The organism is Flavobacterium hibernum (genome assembly GCF_000832125.1).
Taxonomy (GTDB): domain Bacteria; phylum Bacteroidota; class Bacteroidia; order Flavobacteriales; family Flavobacteriaceae; genus Flavobacterium; species Flavobacterium hibernum.
The window spans coordinates 221,363-241,274 of record NZ_JPRK01000013.1 but is presented as its reverse complement, the minus strand read 5'-3'; the positions used below and the strand labels follow the sequence as shown (position 1 = coordinate 241,274).

Genomic DNA, 19,912 nt, shown 5'->3' with positions numbered 1-19,912 from the left:
GATTTGCTATCGCAAAAACGCAGATAAAACGGATTTAGAGATAGAAATCAAAAAAGAATCTGTGTAAATCAGCGTTTTTGCGATAGCAAATCCGTTTTATCCGCGTCAAGATCTATGTCTTCATTTGTTTAAACCTTATAAAAACAACATCAAATAAATTTCAAAACATGAAAAAATCAGTCCTTTTTAAAAAATATACCATTAGAACAACGATTCTAATTCTTCTATTATTCGCAGGCTTCACAAATAATGCCTTTGCACAAAACGCTTCTCTGGGAACAACTGTTACTTGGGGAAAAGTAGACGGAGTTGCTGTAAACGGATTAGTTCAAGGCCCATCGGCTTCGGTAGCAGATTTGCAAGTTGCCTGCGTTTTCGAATATACCGAAGGTGATATTTTTAATCCTCCTGCACTTCCAGCCAACCTAAACGGAATGATTCACTTAGACGATGCATTAAAAGGCATTATTACCGAATTACGCAAAAGCGGAAAATTTACAGGACATTCACTAGAAACCTTATTAATTACACCTCCAAAAGGCACATTAGCATCTAAACAATTATTATTGATTGGTCTTGGTGACCGCAATAAATTCACACCAGATTTAATGATTAGTGTAGGAAGTGTTGCCATGCGCGAAGCTTTACGTTTAGGCGTTTCAAACTATTCTTTTGCCAGCGATATTAAAGATGCGGGAATCGATTCGCCAACCGCTTTAGTAGCCACAAATGTAGTTTTAGGATCATTTGAAGCTTACAGAACACAAACCTATTTAAAAGATAAAAAATTAGCCCACTACAAGCCTTTAACCAAAATTATTCTGCTTGCAGGACCTGCTTTTTATAATGTTGCAGGCGAAGGAATCAAAGAAGCCATTGCAAAATTGAACTCTAAATAACCAAACTTATGAAAGCAGATTTAATCTTATTCAACGGGAAAATTCATAGTTTCAATTCCGAAACACCAAATGTTACAGCAGTAGCCATAAAAGACGGAAAATTTATTGCAGTTGGAAACGACAGCAACATAATGGAATTTGCAGCTGAGGAAACCAAAATAATTGACCTTCAGAATAAAAGAGTCGTTCCGGGAATCAACGATTCGCACATTCACCTTATTCGTGGCGGTTTAAACTATAATTTAGAATTGCGTTGGGATGGTGTTCCATCTTTAGCCGATGCACTTAGAATGTTGAAAGAACAAGTTGACAGGACACCAAATCCGCAATGGGTTCGCGTTGTTGGCGGTTGGTCAGAGTTTCAATTTGCCGAACGCAGAATGCCAACTCTTGAAGAAATCAATGCCATTGCTCCGGAAACTCCTGTTTTTATTCTGCATTTATATGACAGAGCCATTATGAACAGAGCCGCTCTAAAAGCAGTTGGTTATACCAAAAATACTCCTGCTCCTCCGGGAGGACAAATCGAAAGAGATTCTAAAGGAGAACCAACCGGACTTATTATTGCGACGCCAAATGCCATGATTTTGTATTCGACTTTGGCAAAAGGGCCAACACTTTCATACGAACATCAAATCAATTCGACACGTCATTTTATGAAAGAATTGAACCGTTTCGGGATTACAAGTGTTATTGATGCCGGAGGCGGATTTCAAAATTTTCCAGACGATTACAAAGTCGTGAATGAACTAAACGAAAAGAAACAATTAACGGTTAGAATTGCCTATAATCTTTTTACTCAAAAACCAAAACACGAATTTGAAGATTTTTCAGATTGGATTGATACCGTAAAATTATATCAGGGAGACAATATGTACCGCCATAATGGTGCGGGCGAAATGTTAGTTTTTTCGGCTGCCGATTTTGAAGATTTCCTTCAGCCAAGACCAGATCTTCCGGAAAATATGGAAGCCGAATTAGAAAAAGTAGTTCGCCTATTGGTCGAAAATCGTTGGCCGTTTAGACTTCATGCTACATATAATGAAAGCATTACAAGATTTTTGAATGTATTCGAAAAAATCAATCAGGAAATTCCGTTTAACGGATTACCGTGGATTTTTGATCACGCCGAAACTATTGACGAACGTAACATCGAACGTGTTAAAAATTTAGGCGGTGGAATCGCAGTTCAAAGCCGAATGGCATATCAGGGCGAATATTTCACAGATCAATATGGCGCAAAAGCAGCAGAGAATACTCCGCCAATTAAAAAAATGCTCGAAATGGAAGTTCCCGTTGGTGGAGGATCTGACGCTACTAGAGTAAGCAGTTACAATCCGTGGGTTTCAATGTATTGGATGACCGTTGGAAAAACCGTTGGAGGATTGCAATTGTACAACGAAAGCAGATTAAGTCGAGAAACAGCCTTAGAATTATATACTAGAGGAAGCGCATGGTTCTCGCAGGAACAAGCCAAAAAAGGAGATATTAGAGTTGGAATGTTTGCCGATTTAGTGGTTTTAGACAGCGATTACTTCACTATTGCCGACGAAGACATTAAAAAAATTGAAGCTGATTTAACGATTGTAGATGGAAAAATTGTGTATGCAAACGGAGATTTTTCATCCTTTTCACCGCCACATATTCCAATTTTGCCAGATTGGTCGCCAACTAATATTTACAACGGTTATCCTGCCAAAAGCAGCTTGCAAAGCGCAATCGAAAAAAATACAAAAGCTGATGCTAAACCAAGCCTGACTTCGCAAATACACAGTTGTAGCGGAAGTTGCGATGTTCACGCTCACAGTCACGATGTTGCCCGAATGAGCAATGTGCCGGTAAATAACTATAACGCATTTTGGGGCGCACTTGGGTGTTCTTGCTTTGCCTTTTAAATTTAAACAAATGACTCAAATTATAAACCAAATTCTGTATTCAGATCTAGGAACAGCATTTAATAATGCAGCTCTTTTAGTTTTCAGAATTTTACTGGCGGTGGAACTTTTTAGAGTTCACGGAATGAAGAAATTCAGAGTTGAAAACGGGCAAAAAGAACACGTTCCGAATCCGTTACATTTACCCGAAAAACTAAATGGATTAGTTGCCACTTTTTCAGATACCGTAGTTCCTTTTTTTATCATTCTGGGTCTCGGAACCAGACTTGCCGTACTGCCTACAATTGGCGTTACAGCCATAGGATATTTTGTCGTACATAAAAATGATTCGCTCGAAGTACGCGACGTTCCGTATATGTACACTTTATCTCTGCTATTAATCCTTGCACTTGGCGCAGGAAAATATTCACTTGATTATTATCTACTAACATTTATAAACAATTAATTTAAACACATAGAAAAATAGATTTTGTTTCACGCAGATTTTACAGATTAGAGCAAATTTAATTTTAGATTTTTATTAATTTAATCTGCGCTTATCAGCTTAAATCATTTTAAATCTGCGTGAAAAAATATCCAATACATAAATTTAAAATGATTACTTATTAAACCTTATATAAAATGAAAGCAAACATCGGAATCAAACAAGAAAGCATCACAAAAGTTGTAGATGTATTAACGAAAGTTCTGGCGGACGAATTTGTACTTTATACCAAAACAAAAAAAGCACATTGGAATGTAGAAGGTCCGGATTTTTACAACAAACATCTTTTCTTCGAACAACAATACGAAGCACTTGACGAAATTGTAGATGCTGTTGCCGAAAGAATTAGAACTTTAGGACATTATGCGCCTGGAACTTTAAAAGAATATTTGGCTCTAACGCATCTTACAGAAGAATCAAGAGAAAAAAATGACAGCACCGGTTACATCAAAGAATTGCTTTTGGATCACGAAAGTATTTTGATTCACTTACGTGAAAACATCAACAATTTTGCGACAGAACTTCACGATGCCGGAACCAGCGATTACATTACAGGACTATTAGAAAATCACGAAAAAATGGCGTGGATGCTTCGCGCTCACCTAAAATAAAAATTATGGAAATACAAAAAAACATTTGGTACGTAACCCTGCTTCTCACAATGATTGCAGGGTATTGTGACACGGTAACTTTTGTTGCCGCCGATTCTATATTTTCGGCACACGTTACAGGTAACTTTATAGTCTTTGCTTATCAAATCATCAAAGGCTCAGATATACATGCGTGGATAAAACTATTAACTTTTCCTGTTTTTATTATTGCCGTTATTACCGGAGGACGAATTGCATTAAAAGCAACAAACCGTTATACTCTTTTATTTTGGGAAGGCTTAATATTGGTTTTAAGCGGAATTGCCTCGTACGTTTTTGGCTATCTGGAAATTTTTTCAGAATGGACAATATACACCGTTGCAATGACAACTGTATTCGCAATGGGCCTTCAAAATGCTTTTGGAAAATTGTATGCTAAAGAAACACACGGCCCAACAACCATGATGACAGGAAATGTTACTCAAGCTTCTCTTGATCTAGGAAATCTATTAAAAAACGGATTAAAAGATGTAGATGTTCTTTTAAGTTTTAAGAAACAATTGGTTACCATAATTGGGTTTCTTATAGGTTGTTTTTTAGGAGCAATAGCCGGAAAATTTTTCGGATTAGGAACTTTAATTTTACCTGGAGCAGCAATGTTAATTTGTTATTGGTATCACCGTAAATAGTAAAGAAAGAGTTGGACAGTTGCGAATTTCTGATAAAATATTATCTTTAAAAAATGAATTTCATCCCCTTTATTTCTCTTAAAAAATACCCGTGCATTTTATGTACTGTGTTCTTATTTTTATTGGCTTCGTTTAATGGAATGGCACAGCACAAACAAGATCCTGTTGTATTAAAAAAGAAAATTGCTGTAGCCGAAAGTAACAACCAAAAAGTCGAATTACTAATTGCTTTAAGCACTTATTATCTAACCAAACCTGGAGAAATAAAAGAAGACCTCGACAGCGCAACTAATTTAAATTTTGAAGCCAAAAAACTAAGTAATACCTTAGGGTATAAAGCAGGTAAAGGGAAAGCAATTCTTTTAGAAGCTCAAATCGACCGAGAAAAAGGAGATTCTAAAAATGGATTAATAAAAACAAATACAGCACTCGCCTACGCTGTAAAAAACAATTTACCAGTTTTAAAAGCCGATGTTTACAGAGAACTTTGCGCTTATAAAGGTTATGAAACCGAGGATTTTGAAGAAAAAATAAAATATCTCGAAATCGCAATTCCGCTTTATAAAAAAGGCAAAGCTTATAAAAAAGAAGCAGATGCCTTAAAAGATCTTGCCGATTATTATGGTATTGTCGAAGACCATCAAAAAGCATTAGAACTTTTAGAAAAGGCCGTTGTTATTTATAAAGCTATAGGTTTTAAAGAACTACAAGGAGTTTATACCTTAATGTCTGATAATTACGGAATATTACAAAACACACAATTATCGTTGCAATATGCATTGATGGCAGAAAAAACAGCCGAAGAAGTTCACGATACAAGTTATCAGCTTTGCACAATTTACAATCATCTTGGACTTGCTTATTATGATCTTCTAAAATATGATTTAGCATTTTCTAATTTTGAAAAAGCCTTAAATATAGCTTTAGAAAACAAGAATGTAAACGACATCAACATTATAGGTTATAATTTGGCATCATTATATTGCCAGCAAAAAAATTATCAAGGCGCATTACGCACACTAAAACGTACCGAAAAAGATTATCCGCCAACAGATGAAATTAACAAAATCAGACAGCGTTTTATATTTGTAGTAAGCTATTCCATGCTCAAACAAATAGCAAATGCAAAACCTTATTACGAACAATTATTAAAAGATTATCAGGAATCTGATGCAGGTCTTGCTTATAAACTCACCGGAATTATCATTTATTTACAACAATCCGGTCAGGTCGAAAAAACGTACGCATACATTGAAAAATTCAAAGAATTTGCCAAAAAATCAAACAAGCTAATTCTATTTTCGCAAATCGAACTCTTGTCATTTCAATCCGATCATGCCAGTAAAAAATACGAGTCGGCGATAAAACATTTGCAAAAGCATCAACTTTTAAGAGATTCCATTTTTAATGTCGAAAAACTAAAAACGTCCGCAGCTTTACAAGTTCAGTTTGAAACAGAAAAAAAGGACAAAAACATAAAACTTCTCACAGAACAGGGAAAATTACAGGAAATAAAAATTCATAATGATAAAGTACTTCGTAATATTTTTATAGGCGGCGTTGTAGTTTTAATTCTTTTTATAGGCTTATTATACAACAGTTACAGAATAAAAAAGAAAAAGAACGAAGAATTAGAAATCAAACGTCAGCAAATAAATGAGCAAAACGAACTGAACAAAAAAATGCTGATTGAAAAAGAATGGCTTCTAAAAGAAATACATCATCGAGTAAAAAATAACCTTCAAATTGTGATTAGTTTATTAAACACACAATCGGCTTATTTAGACAACGAAGATGCTTTAATGGCCATTCAAAATAGCCAGCACAGAATGCACGCCATGTCATTGATACATCAAAAATTGTATCAATCTGATAATCTGGCAAATATTGATATGTCTTGGTATATTTATGAACTCATAAGTTATATGAGAGAATGTTTTGATACTGATACTAAAATTAACTTTGTTCTAGATACAGAAAAGGTTTATCTTGATGTTGCTCAAGCAGTTCCGCTGGGTTTAATTATAAACGAAGCCATAAATAATGCCATTAAATATGCTTTTCCTTTAGATAAAAAAGGAGAAGTAAAAATAAGTCTCAAAAATATAGGAAACAGCGATTACAAGCTTTTGGTTGCAGATAATGGTGTTGGACTTCCAAAAGATTTTGAAGAAACAGAAAGAAATTCACTCGGCATGAATTTAATGATGGGATTAACCGATCAAATTGACGGAACTTTTGAGATGAAAAACGATAATGGCTTAAAAATCACCATTACATTTACAAAAAACACCGAATTTGAAGGCGCAACAGAAAATAATGAAACCATATAAATAACGAAATGAAGGAGAAAATTCTAATTGTTGAAGATGAATTTATAGTTGCAAATGATTTAAAAATCATGTTGATCAAAGCAGGTTATCAAGTAGTTGGTATTGCATCTTCTGTGGTTCAGGCTCGAAAATTAATCGAAGAAAAAAAGCCCGAATGGATATTGCTCGATATTATGCTAAAAGGCACTTTAACAGGAATTGATCTTGCTTGGGAACTTCGCGCAATGCAACTTCCGTTTCTTTATATTTCTGCCAATACCAACCAAAGTACATTAGAAGCCGTGAAAGCAACGCATCCGTATGGTTTTATGGTAAAGCCTTTTCGCGAAAAAGATCTTATCGTAATGCTCGATATTGCCAAATATAGATACGATCAGGAAAGAGGAACATTAGCCGGAAAATCAACTGAAAATGAAAATCAGGAAATTGAAGGTATTATTGGTACGAGTGAACTTTTAAAAGAGGTTATTGAAAAAATAAAAATTGTCGCTCCTGCCGAAACTTCTGTCTTGATTTTGGGCGAAAGCGGTACAGGAAAAGAAAGAGCGGCACATTCTATTCATGAACTATCGGCACATAAATCAAATGCAATTGTAGTTGTCAATTGTGCAGCTTTGCCACATTCTTTGATTGAATCTGAACTTTTTGGACATGAAAAAGGCGCTTTTACAGGCGCCAATAGTTTACGAATTGGAAAGTTTGAACAAGCCGATAATGGCACTATTTTTCTGGACGAAATTGGCGAATTACCGCTTGATTCTCAGGTAAAATTATTACGTGTTTTACAGGAAAAAGAAATTCAGCGACTTGGCGGAAATAAAACCATTAAAATCAATGTTCGCGTTGTGGCAGCAACCAACAGATCGCTGGAAAAAGAAGTCGCCGAAGGACGTTTTAGACTCGATTTATATTATCGTCTAAATGTATTTCCAATTCAATTGCCAACTTTAAAAGAACGAAAAGAAGATATTGAAGCATTGGCCAATTATTTCCTTAAAAAATACGCTACAAGCTCACGCAAAAATGTCAACGGAATTAGTGCCTCGGCATTAGCACAATTACAAGGATATGACTGGCCGGGAAATATTAGGGAACTAGAACATTTAATCGAAAGAAATGTGCTTCTTGCCAAAACAAACGAAATTGAAAAATTTGATCTTCCAACAAGTAATTCAAATCCGTTAGAAAAAAACAACGGAAAAATGTTGTCGATGGAAGAAATGGAAAAAGAGCATATTATGAATGCGCTTCAAATTTGTGACGGAAAAGTTTCAGGTTCGGGCGGTGCCGCAGAACTCTTAAAAATGCAGCCACAGACTTTGTTTTCGAAAATGAAAAAACTAGGTATTAAACAAGGATATAACTAAAAAGATATGGAAACGATAAAACTAGAATTAAACGAAAAAAAACACGGCGCTTTTAATCTTTATATTGATGATAAAAAGCTAGGCGAAATGACTGTAAGCATAAAAGATGATGTACTAACCGTTTATCATACAGGTGTTGAGCCCGAAATTGAAGGAAAAGGTTATGCAAAGAAACTTCTGGAAGAAATGGTTTCGTATGTGCGTGAAAATAATTTAAAAGTTTTACCGCTTTGTCCGTACGTACACGCACAATTTAAAAGACATCCCGAGGAATATCAGGATATTTGGAAGAAATAATTGAATAGCTTTTAAAAAACTTTGCGGCTTTGCGGCTTTGCGCGCGAATTTCTCGCCGCTTAGAGAAAAAAAACAATCTCGCAAAGACGCAAAGTCGCAAAGTTTATTATATAAAGTGAAACAAAAAAAACACGCCATCCCTTCACATCAATTTAAAAATAAAACTCATGAATACAGACATTTTAACTGACGGTATTCCTTTAAACGAAGCCAAAAAAGCCCTAATCATGATTCATGGTCGTGGTGCTGGTGCTCATGATATACTCTCGATTGCAAAGCATCTTAAAGTCGATGATTTTGCTTTGGTTGCACCACAGGCCGAAAACAGAACTTGGTATCCGTATTCGTTTTTAGCACCAATTGAAGAAAACGAGCCTTCTTTTTCAAAATCATTAGACGCCATTCACCAAGTTGTTGTGGCGATTCAGCAAAACGGAATCGAAAAGGAAAACATCTATTTCCTTGGATTTTCCCAAGGAGCTTGTTTGGCATTAGAATTTACAGCCAGAAATGCAGCAAAATACGGTGGTGTAGTCGCTTTTACAGGCGGACTAATTGGCGATAAAGTCTATGAAAATCATTATGCTGGAAATTTCGAAAACACACCAATTTTCATCGGAACAAGCGATCCAGATTTTCACGTTCCTGTCGAAAGAGTAAACGAATCTGAAGCACTTCTTAAAAAATTGGGTGCGTCAGTTACCAAAAAAATCTACCCAAACATGGGACATACGATTAGTCAGGACGAAATAAATTGGGCTAATGAACTTGTTTTTGCAAAGTAATGATTCAGATAACAAGAATTTATAGCGATGCGAATGGCGAAAGTCATTTTGAAGACTTCGAAGTTCCGTTGAAAAACAATGGCGATATCGGTTTTTTATCTGATGATGAACCTGTTAAATCAATTGTATTTAGAGAAGTTAGTCCATCTTACGATTATGATTTTCATAATGCACCAGATCGTCAATATATAGTTTTGTTAGAAGGCGGCGTAGAAATTGAAACTTCATTAGGAGAAAAAAGAACCTTTGAAACAGGATCAATTCTACTAGTCGAAGACACAACCGGAAAAGGACACAAAACAAAAAATATTGAACCAAAACTTCGAAAATCAATATTTATAAAATTATAGATTAAAAAATATATAGCCACGAATTCACGAATTATTATGATAGCATTTGAATATATAAATTCGTGAATTCGTGGCTAAAAAAACTTTGCGAACTTGGCGTACACCTTTGCGCCCTTTGCGGTTAATAACTACATAGAAATTAAAAAATGGAAAAAGAAACCGTAAGAATAGAAAATTTCAGCGATGCCGTATTCGCTATTGCCATTACACTTTTGGTTTTGGATCTTCACGCACCCAACACGATTACCGTAAAAAATGGTACTGAATTATTGACTTTTTTAAAAGGGGAATGGACATCGTATCTTGCTTTTACACTTTCTTTTTTCAGTATTTTTATCATGTGGGTCAATCATCACAAGATTTTTAAACAAATTTACAGCCGCAATACCGCGATTATGTTTGCAAACGGATTGATTCTATTTTTGGTAACACTAGTTTCTTACCCAACCGCTTTATTGGCTCGTTTTTTCGAGAGCGAAGCATCCAATATCGCTGTAGCAATTTATACAGGAATCTTTGTTTTAATTAATATTTCGTACAATTTATTGTGGTTTATAGCAAGCCATAACAAAAAACTTTTGCGTCCGGAAATTACAACTTCAGCAATAAAAAAAATTAGAAACAATTATTTATACGGATTACCCACTTATTTAATTGCGTTTGGAATTTCATTTCAATACCCAACAATTGCTTTAATTATCAGTATGGCTTTATTGATTTTTTGGGCTATTTCTTCGGGGAAAATAAAAATGATTCAGGAATAAATCAATCTGTAGAATGTTCTTTTTTAATGCCCAATTTCTGCATTCTCGACATCAAAGTTGTTGCCGGTAAACCTAATAAAACTGCTGCGCCTTGAGGTCCTGAGATTCTTCCGTTGCATTTTTTTACCACTTTCAAAATATGCTCCTTCTCAATCTCCTGTAATGTTTTGATATACAAATCATTTTCAGAAGTTGTAGATTCGTTTTTAAAAATCTGCGGAAAACTCATTTCTTTTATCACATCTTCTTTGGCAAACAAAATACTTCTCTCAACAATATTTTCTAATTCGCGTACATTTCCAGGCCATGCATTTGCGGTCATATTTTTAAGTACTTTTTGAGAAAAACCTTTTACTTTTTTGCCCATTTTTGCTGCATGTTTTTCTAAGAAAAAATTCCCTAAAAGCTCAATATCTTCCGGACGTTCACGCAACGAAGGCAATGGAATTGGAAACACATTTAAACGATAATACAAATCGCTTCTAAAACGAGCTTCGGCAACTTCTTTTTCTAATGTTCTGTTTGTAGCTGCGATAACACGAACATTTACTTTTATGGTTTTATTACTTCCTATTCTTTGTATTTCTTTTTCCTGAAGCACTCGAAGCAATTTCCCTTGCAATTCTAAAGGCATCTCTCCTATCTCATCTAAAAAAATAGTACTATTTTCAGCCTCTTCAAATTTACCAATTCTAGATTCTAAAGCTCCTGTAAAAGCGCCTTTTTCATGTCCGAATAATTCGCTTTCGATAAGATTTTCAGGAATCGAAGCGCAATTTACTTTGATCATTTTTTTGTTCGAAACCAATGATAAATTATGAATCGCACTCGCCACCAATTCTTTCCCCGTTCCCGTTTCGCCAGAAATTAAAACTGTCGATTGAGAACTTGCCACTTGCGAAATAAGTTCGTAAACACTTTGCATAGCATCGCTGTTTCCGATAATTCCGTAAAAACCTTCGTTATTTATAACTATAGGTTCTTCTTCTTTTTCCACTTTATTTCTATTCAGTAATTTCAGTTCATTAATTTTACTTTCAAATTTGTGAGTCAAAATAATATTTCTGAGCGTTATAGAAAGCTGCATCCCAATTCCTCTAATAATTCGGTTCGATTCTCTGCTAAAAGTATTCGCGTTTTTAAAGAAAAGAAAAAGTACATTTCGGCTTCCTTTAAGATACGGAAGACAAATTCCAATTCCGTTTTTAAAACCTTTGTTATTGACAGTCGAAATGTAATCAGGGAAATTATTCTTTTTTTCGTTTACCGTTTTTAAATCAAAAATCACGGTATCGGCAGAATCCAAACAAGTGTCAAAAAAGCCATCATTAATAATGTATTTTTTTGATATTGTTTCTTTCTGTAGAAATTGATAGAAAACATGATATTCTGTTTCATTTTCATCGGCAAAAGCCAGAATAAAATCATCAAAAGAAAATTCTTCTTTAAGATTATTACGTACAACAAGATCCAATTCTTCTTTCGTTAAAGCCTGAGCAAGCGCACCACAAATAGACATAATCAGCATTTGTTCTCGTTCTCGTTCCTGCAATCGACTCATTATAATTGCAGTTTGATCATTTGGCTTTTCCATAAATAATAATTCCTGTGGTATTTTGTACGTAACAGCGTAAATTTAGGCATTACCCTTTAGTAAATTACTATTGGTTTTCTAAATAAACCAATATCTGTTTATAAAATTACGATATATCGTAGTATTTCAAATCACAAAAAGAAATCAAAAGTCTAATTTACAAGCATTTAATCTATCTGGAATATTATTTGGTTATTAGCAAGTAAATATGTTTAGTATAATGCAGAAAAATATTCAACACATAGAAACATAGTTTTTTTGCACAATTTAAAGAATACAAAAGAGAAATACATTTCTCGCACATAGCTAACTATGTGTATTTAAAATAAGTAAAATGCCTTTTTGCGAATACATGTCTATGTTTCTATGTGTTAAAATTATTTTCATTCAACAGGTTCCCTTGCAACTTATAATAGAATGGCTTTTTTATTTCTTAATCTAGGTTAATCAACGCAGGGCTATAACCGACGTAAATTTGTAAAACAAAATCAATAACAATTTAATATAAAAATACCATGGAAAATAAAATTTTAGGCTTACACCATATTACTGCAATTGCAGGCGATGCAAAACGCAACTTTAACTTTTACTCTAACATATTAGGATTGCGTTTTATTAAAAAAACGGTAAATTTTGACGATCCGGGAACATACCATTTTTACTTTGGTGATGAAGTTGGAAGTGCAGGAACAATTTTAACTTTTTTCCCTTGGGGCGAAGGAATTCAGCAAGGAAGAAAAGGTTCTGGAATGGCTACAGAAATTGGATATTCTGTACCAAAAGGAAGTCTTGATTTCTGGCAAAAACGTTTTGAGCAATACAATGTGATTTACAATAAACCATCAGAAAAATTTGGAGAAAAATATCTTACTTTCTTAGATCCGGATGGTTTAAAATTGGAATTAATCGAATCTAAAACGGATGATAACAGAAAACCGTGGGAAACTGCCGAAGTAAAAGCTGATGTTGCAACAAGAGGTTTCCACAACATTACTTTGACTTTAAACAGTATAAAAGCAACTGCCGCAATCTTAACAGAATTTTTTGGTTACAAATTGATTGAACAAGATGTAAACCGTTACCGTTATGCTACAGATGCTGTCGAAAATGCTGCTATTGTTGACTTGGTAGAATTGCCTGAGGAAAAACGCGGTTTGGGTGCAAACGGAACTGTGCATCACGTAGCTTTTAGAGTTCAAAATGATGAAATTTTAATGCACTTCCGTGAAAAAATTGAGGAATATGGATTGTCTATTACGCCTCAAATTGACAGAAACTATTTCCATTCTCTTTATTTTAGAGAGCCAGGAGGAGTTTTGTTCGAAATCGCTACAGAAAATCCTGGATTTACAGTAGATGAGCCTTTAGAAGAATTAGGTCAAAACTTAAAACTTCCTGCTCAATACGAATCTGACAGAGCAGCTATTGAAGCGCATTTGGTAAAAATTAATTAATTCTTATAAAAACTAAAAAGGCAGAAAAAATATTTTCTGCCTTTTTTTTTATCTCTAAATGGGCTAAATAGTAAAAACCCATTTTCAACGACTGATTTTGCCTTTTTACCTAAAATAAAATAATTCATAGGAGTTTTTTTAGGAACTTTACGTAAGAAAACAAAGCGATAATGCTTTAAAAATTAAAACTTTACATTATGAAAGCAAATATTGGTATTACAGAAAAAAACACAGAAGCAGTTTCTAGTCAATTGGCAATTTTATTGGCCGATGAATTTGTTCTTTACACAAAAACCAGAAATGCACACTGGAATGTTACTGGAGATAATTTTCATGCAAATCACATTTTCTTTGAAAATCAGTACAATCAGTTAGATGAAATCATTGACAGTGTTGCAGAACGTATTCGTAAAATTGGTCACTATGCGCCCGCAACATTAAAAACATATCTTGAACTTACACATCTTACAGAATATAGCGAAAGAACAAATGACGGATTAGGTTTTATGAAAGACTTATTACAAGATCATGAAAGCATTATCGAATTTATTCGCGGAAACATTACTCCTTTTGCTGACGAATATAAAGATTATGGTTCTAGCGATTTTATAACTGGTTTAATAGAAACTCACGAAGAAATGGCTTGGATGATTCGTTCTTACTTTAGATAAACTAACTAGGAATAAGTATATTTGTCTAAACCAAAAACCAAATACCATGAAAGCATTAATCGTTGATGACAATGATATTGCAAGAACCACTTTGTCGCATTTGGCAAAACAAATTCCAAATCTTGTTGTTGTAAATGAATATTCGAATGCTATCGAAGCGTATCATCATTTACAGGAAAATCATGTCGATTTAATCTTTCTGGATATTGAAATGCCGGAGATGACGGGAATCGAATTAACAAAAAATCTATCGGGCAAAGACGTCATTATCATTTTTACATCTTCTAAAAAAGAATATGCACTTGAAGCTTTTGAGTTGAATATTGCAGATTATATTTTAAAACCCGTTACTCCTGCCCGATTTTTACAAGCAGTAAGTAAAGCACAATCTATAATTGAAAGCCGTAAAGAGAATGTACAGTTTAATAAAGAAGAGTTTTTATTTGTTAGAGATTCTAACATTACAAGACGCTTAAAACTGGATGATATTTTTTATGCCGAAGCTATGGGCGATTATGTAAAGTTTTACACGAAAGAAAAAATGTTTGCGATTCATGGTAAGATGAAAACTGCCGAAGAGCGTTTGCCTAAAGATGATTTCATTAGAGTGCATCGCTCTTATATTGTTTCGATTGGTAAAATTGATACTTTGCAAGATGGTGGAATTATGATTAATAAAAAATTTATTCCCGTTGCCGATGCTTACAGAAAAGCGCTTAATACCAGAATGAATGTTTTTTAAATAACATTTTCTTTTGCCTTTTACGTAAACTACAATCCTGTCTTATTTAGTTAAGATAATCCGCTGAATGTAATTCAAAAAAAACTTTTTAACACATAGAAACATAGATTTTAGATGTTTAAAAGAGTACAAAAAAAAGAAACTCGTTTCTCTACACATAGCTATCTTTGTTAATGCAAGTGAAACGTCTTTTTTTAAGTTTACAAATCTATATTTCTATGTGTTAAAAATAATTACACTCAAAGGGTCGAGATAACACAATTTATTTACACTTATTTTATGATAAATACGTCTACCGTAATGGGCAACAAACGCTTTAGTTATTTTATAATTAGCAGTTTTGTTTTGTGCAGTATATTACTGATAGCTGTACAAATTAACTCCGCGAAGAATACTAAGGCGCTCATTAGAAACAATAATACACTTTTGAACGAATTGCGTTCCAGCAATCATTTAAGAGAAATCGATCGTGATATTTTGGGTGTCGAAAGCAGAATTAGAGCTTCTATTGCAACCAATGACACAACTCATTTAGAAGGCATAGACCAAAAGATTAAACAAATTAGAAATTTTCTTGATTCACTATCCGTAGATAATTCAGATCCTGAAGAAGAAAACTTGATTCAAAGACTTGGAGTTCTTGCGCAGGATAAAATGGCAACCAAAGGAAAACTTTTGCATCGTTATGACTCTCTTGGAAATATGGATGATAATAGTTCTATCGCCAATCCGCATGCCAGAATAATTTCTAACGAAATCACCAATATTACAGCACAAATTTATCGCAAGCGTCAGTTGCGTATGGTGGAACTTAGTAAGCTAAGTCAGGAAATGGGTCAGAGAGCAAAATTTTACGACATTTCCTTATTGGTTTTATTAGTTTTAAGTGGTGCCGTCATTGGTTATCATATTATCCGACAATTTAGAAGACAACATTTTCTAATTAAGGAATTGGATATTGCTGAAAAAAAAGCATCTGTTGCGGCACAAACAAAAGAAAATTTTCTGGCCAATATGAGTCACGAAATCAGAACACCGCTTAGTGGGATTTTAGGATTTACCAATTTATTGCAAAAAAGACCTTTAGACGAAACTTCGGAAGAATTTGTAACTTCTATTCAGCGTTCTGGAGAAAATTTAATGACCATTATAAACGACATACTCGATTTATCTAAAATCGAAGCGGGAATGATGCGCATTACACCCGGAATATTTAGTATCAACGGATTATTAAATTCGGTCGAAACGCTTTTTTCGGAACGTGTAAAAGAAAAGAAATTAACCATTTCCAGTAAAGTCGATACATCAATTCCTGATACTTTAATTGGCGATGCCACGCGATTGACGCAAATATTGGTAAACCTGATTGGAAACGCTATAAAATTTACGCATCAGGGAACGGTAAGTATTGAAGTTTACAACAAAGAACAAAATGAAAATCAGGTTGTTCTGGGTTTTAAAATTGCTGATACCGGAATTGGAATCGACAGAGAAAAACTAAATGAAGTTTTTGAAAGATTTAATCAGGGCGAAGATTCTACAACCAGAAATTATGGCGGAACCGGACTTGGTTTGTCTATTGTGAAAAAATTGATTTTAATACAAAACGGTGATATTGAAGTAAGCAGCGAACAGGGAAAAGGAACAACTTTTAGTTTTTACATTCCGTATGAAATTGCCAAAGAACAACTTAATACAATACCTGTTGCCAGTATAGATCACTTTAAAGATATATCGAATACAGCGCTGAGAGTTTTAGTGGTAGATGACAATGCGATCAATCAGAGTTTAATGAAACATTTACTCTCGCAATGGAATATTGATTTTGAAATGGCATCTAATGGTCTGGAAGCTGTTGAATATCTTAGAAAAAAAGATTGCGATCTTGTTTTGATGGATTTACAAATGCCACAAATGGACGGATATACTGCTACTCAGCAAATTCGTGAAATATTAAAACTCGATATTCCAATAATTGCCATGACTGCACATGCATTGCCTGGCGAAAGAGAAAAATGTTTGAGCCGAGGCATGAATGAATACATCTCAAAACCGATCAAGGAAGAAGAACTTTTTAAACTTATTGCTAATTTTGGGTTGAAAGAAACAGCATTAGAAGAAGTAAAAACTCCAGCATCAGACTCGGTTTTTCAATACATTGATCTTACTTATATGAAGTCTGTAAGTGGCGGAAACAAAAGCTTTGAGCACACGGTAACAAAGCAATTTGTAGACAACGTGCCTTTGCATTTACAACAACTTATAACAGCTTACCAAAATCAGGATTTTAAGATGGTAAAACTTAGAGCGCATGATTTACAATCGAGTGCCGCCATAATGGGTTTATTGCCTCTTTTAGAAGAAAAACTAGATCTTCTTGAAATAGCAATCGAGAAAAACACAACTTTACAGCAAATTCTCGACGATGTAGAGCATATTCTCAATTTGTCGCTTTCTGAAGCTAAAATATTTTTAGAATCGCTGTAAAAAATAGATCAGCAAATAACACTTTTTCAATTCAAAAAAAAATTATTCAAACACATAGAAACATAGATTTTATATCTAAAAAGAATACAAAAAAGAAACTAGTTTCTAACACATAATCCCAACGCTTCGGGATGTGTGTTTATGAAAGTTAAACGCCTTTTTTGAGAAGCCATAGTCTATGTTTCTATGTCTTAAAAAATCACACCCAATAAGAGGTTATTATTAATTATTTGATTTAGAGACTGCCTTAAAGCAGTCTCTTTTTTTGTTTGGTTCTATATTAGAAAAGAACTTTTACGTCGTTAGTTTAAGCTTCAAAAATGTAAACGATTAATTGTGCTTTTTAAACGAGTGTTTTTGCCCATTCGCTGAAAAGTCACTGGCAGATTGCGTTAACGAATGTAAATTTACTCTATTAAAACAATTTAAACCAAGAAATCATGGAAATCACACAAACCAAAGAAAATGCATTATCACATTCAACAGTTACTGCAATTATTAATGCTCCTATCGAAAAAGTAAATATTGCAGACTGGCTTTTAAATTTGCCAGATGCCGAATATCAACGTTGTTCTACCCAACATATTGGTGCGGGAATCACAAGTACTTACGATGGACAACCAATGTCTATTAATGTAGAAACAATTGGCGATGCCTTAATGGTGCAACATTATGTTGCTACAGTTTATCGTCCGGATTATTGCCGCATGTTGTCAATTTCTGATTCTATTACTCAAAACGGACGTAATAAAGTTCAGGTTTTATGGGAACTTAAAGCAACCAAAATCGACGAGAATACTTGTCTTTATACCAACGAGATTCATGCTACGGCAACACCCGAAATGTTTGCTTATTTAAAAGAACACAACGTCGATCTTGCTGGTGCTGCCGCTTCTAGACAAGCCGCTTCTGACGCTCACAACCACGAAGAAACACCTAACTTTGCTAAAAGCATCGAAAACAAAGCTTTAACAGGCAAATACAATCAGCCGTTTTAAATGTAATGATTCAGAATGAGCGCATTAACCTGCGCTCTTTTTTTTACTATTATGGAAAAAAAAATATTCGAAATATTGATAGGCACATGGACTTTAGTCGAATTGATTGAAGTACCTTTAAATGGTGGAGAGACTATACATCCGATGGGAACTGAACCTAAAGGCATCATAATTTACAATAACGACGGTTATATGTCGGCTCAAATAATGAAATCTGATCGTCAAAAGTCCAAAACGAAGGTTTCGACCGATTTTCTAGATAAACAAGATGAAAGCGAAAGCTTAGCGTATCTCGCCTATTCTGGACCTTTTCAAACAAATGATGAAAAACAAACAGTTAGCCATACTATGTTCGTTTCCCTTTTAAAAAACTGGAGAGGTCAAACTCACAACAGGAAAGTTCTTTTTAAAAATGGATTATTGCATCTGGAAACAGAGCAACCTTTTCTAAGTAATTCACAATTAGTAACTCACAAACTTACCTGGAAAAGAATCACACAATCAAACAAAAACATATAATCTTAAACGAATGAAAGCAATAGTTATAACCCAATTTGGAGCTCCGGACGTATTACAATTAAAGGAATATCCAACACCGGAAATTAAAGGTGATGAAGTTTTAATTGAAGTAAAAGCAGCAGGATTAAACCGTTCTGACGTTTTTCAACGCGAAGGTAATTATCCCGCGCCTCCCGGAGTTTCTGCCGAAATACTGGGTCTGGAAGTTGCCGGAATTATTGCGAAATGCGGACCGGATGTTGTTGATTTTAAAATAGGCGATAAAGTTTGTGCACTTCTCGCAGGTGGAGGTTATGCCGAATTTGTCAGTGTACGAGAAGGTCAATGTCTACCAATTCCTTCAGACTTGAGTTTTGCTGAAGCCGCAAGTCTGCCAGAAACAATTTTTACGGTGTGGTCAAATGTATTTCAAAGAGTGGGACTAAAATCTGGAGAAACACTTTTAATTCATGGCGGTAACAGCGGTATTGGAATCACCGGAATTCAGTTAGCGCATGCATTAGGTTCACGCGTAATTGTTACTGTAGGATCTGATGAAAAAGGTCAAAAATGTCTAGAACTTGGCGCAGATTCTTATATTAATTACAAAACACAAAACTTCGAAACCGTTTTGCAGGAAGAAGGAGTTGATGTAATTTTAGATATGATTGGTGGAGATTACCTGAGTAAAAATGTTAACATCCTAAAACCAGAAGGCAGATTAGTTCATATTAATGCAGTAAGCGGCAGTCGCGTAGATCTCGACATTTGGAAAGTAATGATAAAACGTTTAACTATAACGGGAAGCACATTAAGAAGCAGAGAATATGATTTTAAAAAACAATTAACCGAAGAAGTAAAAAAATACGTCTGGCCTCTGATAGAGTCTAAACAATTTAAGCCAATTATCTTTAAAACGTTTCCATTTACTGAAGCTCCTGAAGCCCATCGATTATTAGAAGAAAGCCAACATACAGGCAAGATTATACTCGTTAGATAAGAATTTTGAATTAAT

The 19,912-nt window shown here is 34.4% G+C and carries 19 protein-coding genes; 18 read left to right on the top strand and 1 reads right to left on the bottom strand.

The window, feature by feature from the left end; translation table 11 throughout:
• Nucleotides 1-167 precede the first annotated feature (167 nt).
• The 11 genes from IW18_RS16380 to IW18_RS16330 all read left to right on the top strand — a co-directional run bounded on the left by IW18_RS16380 (nucleotide 168) and on the right by IW18_RS16330 (nucleotide 10,453).
• Nucleotides 168-899, top strand: a complete 732-nt coding sequence (locus IW18_RS16380; RefSeq protein WP_041518953.1) for a M17 family peptidase N-terminal domain-containing protein — start codon at nucleotides 168-170, stop codon at nucleotides 897-899.
• Between the two features lie 8 nt (nucleotides 900-907).
• On the top strand, nucleotides 908-2,794 hold the full coding sequence (locus tag IW18_RS16375; RefSeq protein ID WP_041518952.1) for an amidohydrolase: 1,887 nt from the start codon (nucleotides 908-910) through the stop codon (nucleotides 2,792-2,794).
• Between the two features lie 10 nt (nucleotides 2,795-2,804).
• Nucleotides 2,805-3,239: a DoxX family protein gene (locus IW18_RS16370; protein ID WP_041518951.1), complete on the top strand. Its 435-nt coding sequence runs from the start codon at nucleotides 2,805-2,807 to the stop codon at nucleotides 3,237-3,239.
• A gap of 176 nt (nucleotides 3,240-3,415) precedes the next feature.
• Nucleotides 3,416-3,889 (top strand): Dps family protein, encoded by a 474-nt coding sequence (locus IW18_RS16365; RefSeq protein WP_041518950.1) that lies wholly within the window; start codon nucleotides 3,416-3,418, stop codon nucleotides 3,887-3,889.
• 5 nt (nucleotides 3,890-3,894) lie between these two features.
• Nucleotides 3,895-4,557 carry a YoaK family protein gene (locus IW18_RS16360; protein ID WP_041518949.1) on the top strand — a complete coding sequence of 221 codons (663 nt, stop codon included), beginning with the start codon at nucleotides 3,895-3,897 and terminating at the stop codon, nucleotides 4,555-4,557.
• A 53-nt stretch (nucleotides 4,558-4,610) separates the two neighbouring features.
• Nucleotides 4,611-6,890 carry a tetratricopeptide repeat-containing sensor histidine kinase gene (locus IW18_RS22725; protein ID WP_084607972.1) on the top strand — a complete coding sequence of 760 codons (2,280 nt, stop codon included), beginning with the start codon at nucleotides 4,611-4,613 and terminating at the stop codon, nucleotides 6,888-6,890.
• 8 nt (nucleotides 6,891-6,898) lie between these two features.
• Nucleotides 6,899-8,257, top strand: a complete 1,359-nt coding sequence (locus tag IW18_RS16350) for a sigma-54-dependent transcriptional regulator (RefSeq protein ID WP_041518948.1) — start codon at nucleotides 6,899-6,901, stop codon at nucleotides 8,255-8,257.
• A 6-nt stretch (nucleotides 8,258-8,263) separates the two neighbouring features.
• A complete protein-coding gene (locus IW18_RS16345) occupies nucleotides 8,264-8,554 on the top strand; it encodes a GNAT family N-acetyltransferase (protein WP_041518947.1) in 291 nt (96 codons plus the stop codon).
• Nucleotides 8,555-8,721: 167 nt separating this feature from the next.
• A complete protein-coding gene (locus IW18_RS16340; RefSeq protein ID WP_041518946.1) occupies nucleotides 8,722-9,339 on the top strand; it encodes an alpha/beta hydrolase in 618 nt (205 codons plus the stop codon).
• Nucleotides 9,339-9,689, top strand: a complete 351-nt coding sequence (locus IW18_RS16335; RefSeq protein ID WP_041518945.1) for a cupin domain-containing protein — start codon at nucleotides 9,339-9,341, stop codon at nucleotides 9,687-9,689. Before IW18_RS16340 ends, IW18_RS16335 begins: the two co-directional genes overlap by 1 nt.
• Nucleotides 9,690-9,835: 146 nt before the next feature.
• Nucleotides 9,836-10,453, top strand: coding sequence for a TMEM175 family protein (locus IW18_RS16330; RefSeq protein ID WP_041518944.1), 618 nt, complete (start codon nucleotides 9,836-9,838; stop codon nucleotides 10,451-10,453).
• 1 nt (nucleotide 10,454) lies between these two features.
• Here IW18_RS16330 and IW18_RS16325 read toward each other — a convergent pair whose 3' ends face one another.
• Entirely contained in the window at nucleotides 10,455-12,047 is a 1,593-nt protein-coding gene (locus IW18_RS16325) for a sigma-54 interaction domain-containing protein (RefSeq protein WP_052480195.1), read from the bottom strand.
• A 515-nt stretch (nucleotides 12,048-12,562) separates the two neighbouring features.
• On the opposite strand from IW18_RS16325, the gene IW18_RS16320 reads away from it, so the two are divergent.
• From IW18_RS16320 to IW18_RS16290, 7 genes are all read left to right on the top strand, one after another.
• Nucleotides 12,563-13,501 carry a ring-cleaving dioxygenase gene (locus IW18_RS16320; RefSeq protein WP_041518943.1) on the top strand — a complete coding sequence of 313 codons (939 nt, stop codon included), beginning with the start codon at nucleotides 12,563-12,565 and terminating at the stop codon, nucleotides 13,499-13,501.
• A 197-nt stretch (nucleotides 13,502-13,698) separates the two neighbouring features.
• Nucleotides 13,699-14,172 carry a Dps family protein gene (locus IW18_RS16315; RefSeq protein ID WP_041518942.1) on the top strand — a complete coding sequence of 158 codons (474 nt, stop codon included), beginning with the start codon at nucleotides 13,699-13,701 and terminating at the stop codon, nucleotides 14,170-14,172.
• A gap of 46 nt (nucleotides 14,173-14,218) precedes the next feature.
• The gene (locus IW18_RS16310; protein ID WP_041518941.1) at nucleotides 14,219-14,914 is read left to right on the top strand and encodes a LytR/AlgR family response regulator transcription factor; all 696 of its coding nucleotides are present in this window, start codon (nucleotides 14,219-14,221) and stop codon (nucleotides 14,912-14,914) included.
• Nucleotides 14,915-15,193: 279 nt separating this feature from the next.
• Nucleotides 15,194-17,401: an ATP-binding protein gene (locus tag IW18_RS16305; protein WP_041518940.1), complete on the top strand. Its 2,208-nt coding sequence runs from the start codon at nucleotides 15,194-15,196 to the stop codon at nucleotides 17,399-17,401.
• Between the two features lie 440 nt (nucleotides 17,402-17,841).
• Complete coding sequence (locus IW18_RS16300) at nucleotides 17,842-18,399, top strand: hypothetical protein (protein ID WP_041518939.1); 558 nt, start codon at nucleotides 17,842-17,844, stop codon at nucleotides 18,397-18,399.
• A 51-nt stretch (nucleotides 18,400-18,450) separates the two neighbouring features.
• The gene (locus IW18_RS16295) at nucleotides 18,451-18,918 is read left to right on the top strand and encodes a lipocalin-like domain-containing protein (RefSeq protein ID WP_041519029.1); all 468 of its coding nucleotides are present in this window, start codon (nucleotides 18,451-18,453) and stop codon (nucleotides 18,916-18,918) included.
• Between the two features lie 10 nt (nucleotides 18,919-18,928).
• The gene (locus tag IW18_RS16290; protein WP_041518938.1) at nucleotides 18,929-19,897 is read left to right on the top strand and encodes an NAD(P)H-quinone oxidoreductase; all 969 of its coding nucleotides are present in this window, start codon (nucleotides 18,929-18,931) and stop codon (nucleotides 19,895-19,897) included.
• Nucleotides 19,898-19,912: the final 15 nt, after the last annotated feature.

Excerpts from the sequence above, each read along its gene's own strand:
- IW18_RS16380 (WP_041518953.1), top strand. The coding sequence starts at position 168 with ATGAAAAAATCAGTCCTTTTTAAAAAATATACCATTAGAACAACGATT.
- IW18_RS16375 (WP_041518952.1), top strand. The coding sequence starts at position 908 with ATGAAAGCAGATTTAATCTTATTCAACGGGAAAATTCATAGTTTCAAT.
- IW18_RS16370 (WP_041518951.1), top strand. The coding sequence starts at position 2,805 with ATGACTCAAATTATAAACCAAATTCTGTATTCAGATCTAGGAACAGCA.
- IW18_RS16365 (WP_041518950.1), top strand. The coding sequence starts at position 3,416 with ATGAAAGCAAACATCGGAATCAAACAAGAAAGCATCACAAAAGTTGTA.
- IW18_RS16360 (WP_041518949.1), top strand. The coding sequence starts at position 3,895 with ATGGAAATACAAAAAAACATTTGGTACGTAACCCTGCTTCTCACAATG.
- IW18_RS22725 (WP_084607972.1), top strand. The coding sequence starts at position 4,611 with ATGAATTTCATCCCCTTTATTTCTCTTAAAAAATACCCGTGCATTTTA.
- IW18_RS16350 (WP_041518948.1), top strand. The coding sequence starts at position 6,899 with ATGAAGGAGAAAATTCTAATTGTTGAAGATGAATTTATAGTTGCAAAT.
- IW18_RS16345 (WP_041518947.1), top strand. The coding sequence starts at position 8,264 with ATGGAAACGATAAAACTAGAATTAAACGAAAAAAAACACGGCGCTTTT.
- IW18_RS16340 (WP_041518946.1), top strand. The coding sequence starts at position 8,722 with ATGAATACAGACATTTTAACTGACGGTATTCCTTTAAACGAAGCCAAA.
- IW18_RS16335 (WP_041518945.1), top strand. The coding sequence starts at position 9,339 with ATGATTCAGATAACAAGAATTTATAGCGATGCGAATGGCGAAAGTCAT.
- IW18_RS16330 (WP_041518944.1), top strand. The coding sequence starts at position 9,836 with ATGGAAAAAGAAACCGTAAGAATAGAAAATTTCAGCGATGCCGTATTC.
- IW18_RS16325 (WP_052480195.1), bottom strand. The coding sequence starts at position 12,047 with ATGGAAAAGCCAAATGATCAAACTGCAATTATAATGAGTCGATTGCAG.
- IW18_RS16320 (WP_041518943.1), top strand. The coding sequence starts at position 12,563 with ATGGAAAATAAAATTTTAGGCTTACACCATATTACTGCAATTGCAGGC.
- IW18_RS16315 (WP_041518942.1), top strand. The coding sequence starts at position 13,699 with ATGAAAGCAAATATTGGTATTACAGAAAAAAACACAGAAGCAGTTTCT.
- IW18_RS16310 (WP_041518941.1), top strand. The coding sequence starts at position 14,219 with ATGAAAGCATTAATCGTTGATGACAATGATATTGCAAGAACCACTTTG.
- IW18_RS16305 (WP_041518940.1), top strand. The coding sequence starts at position 15,194 with ATGATAAATACGTCTACCGTAATGGGCAACAAACGCTTTAGTTATTTT.
- IW18_RS16300 (WP_041518939.1), top strand. The coding sequence starts at position 17,842 with ATGGAAATCACACAAACCAAAGAAAATGCATTATCACATTCAACAGTT.
- IW18_RS16295 (WP_041519029.1), top strand. The coding sequence starts at position 18,451 with ATGGAAAAAAAAATATTCGAAATATTGATAGGCACATGGACTTTAGTC.
- IW18_RS16290 (WP_041518938.1), top strand. The coding sequence starts at position 18,929 with ATGAAAGCAATAGTTATAACCCAATTTGGAGCTCCGGACGTATTACAA.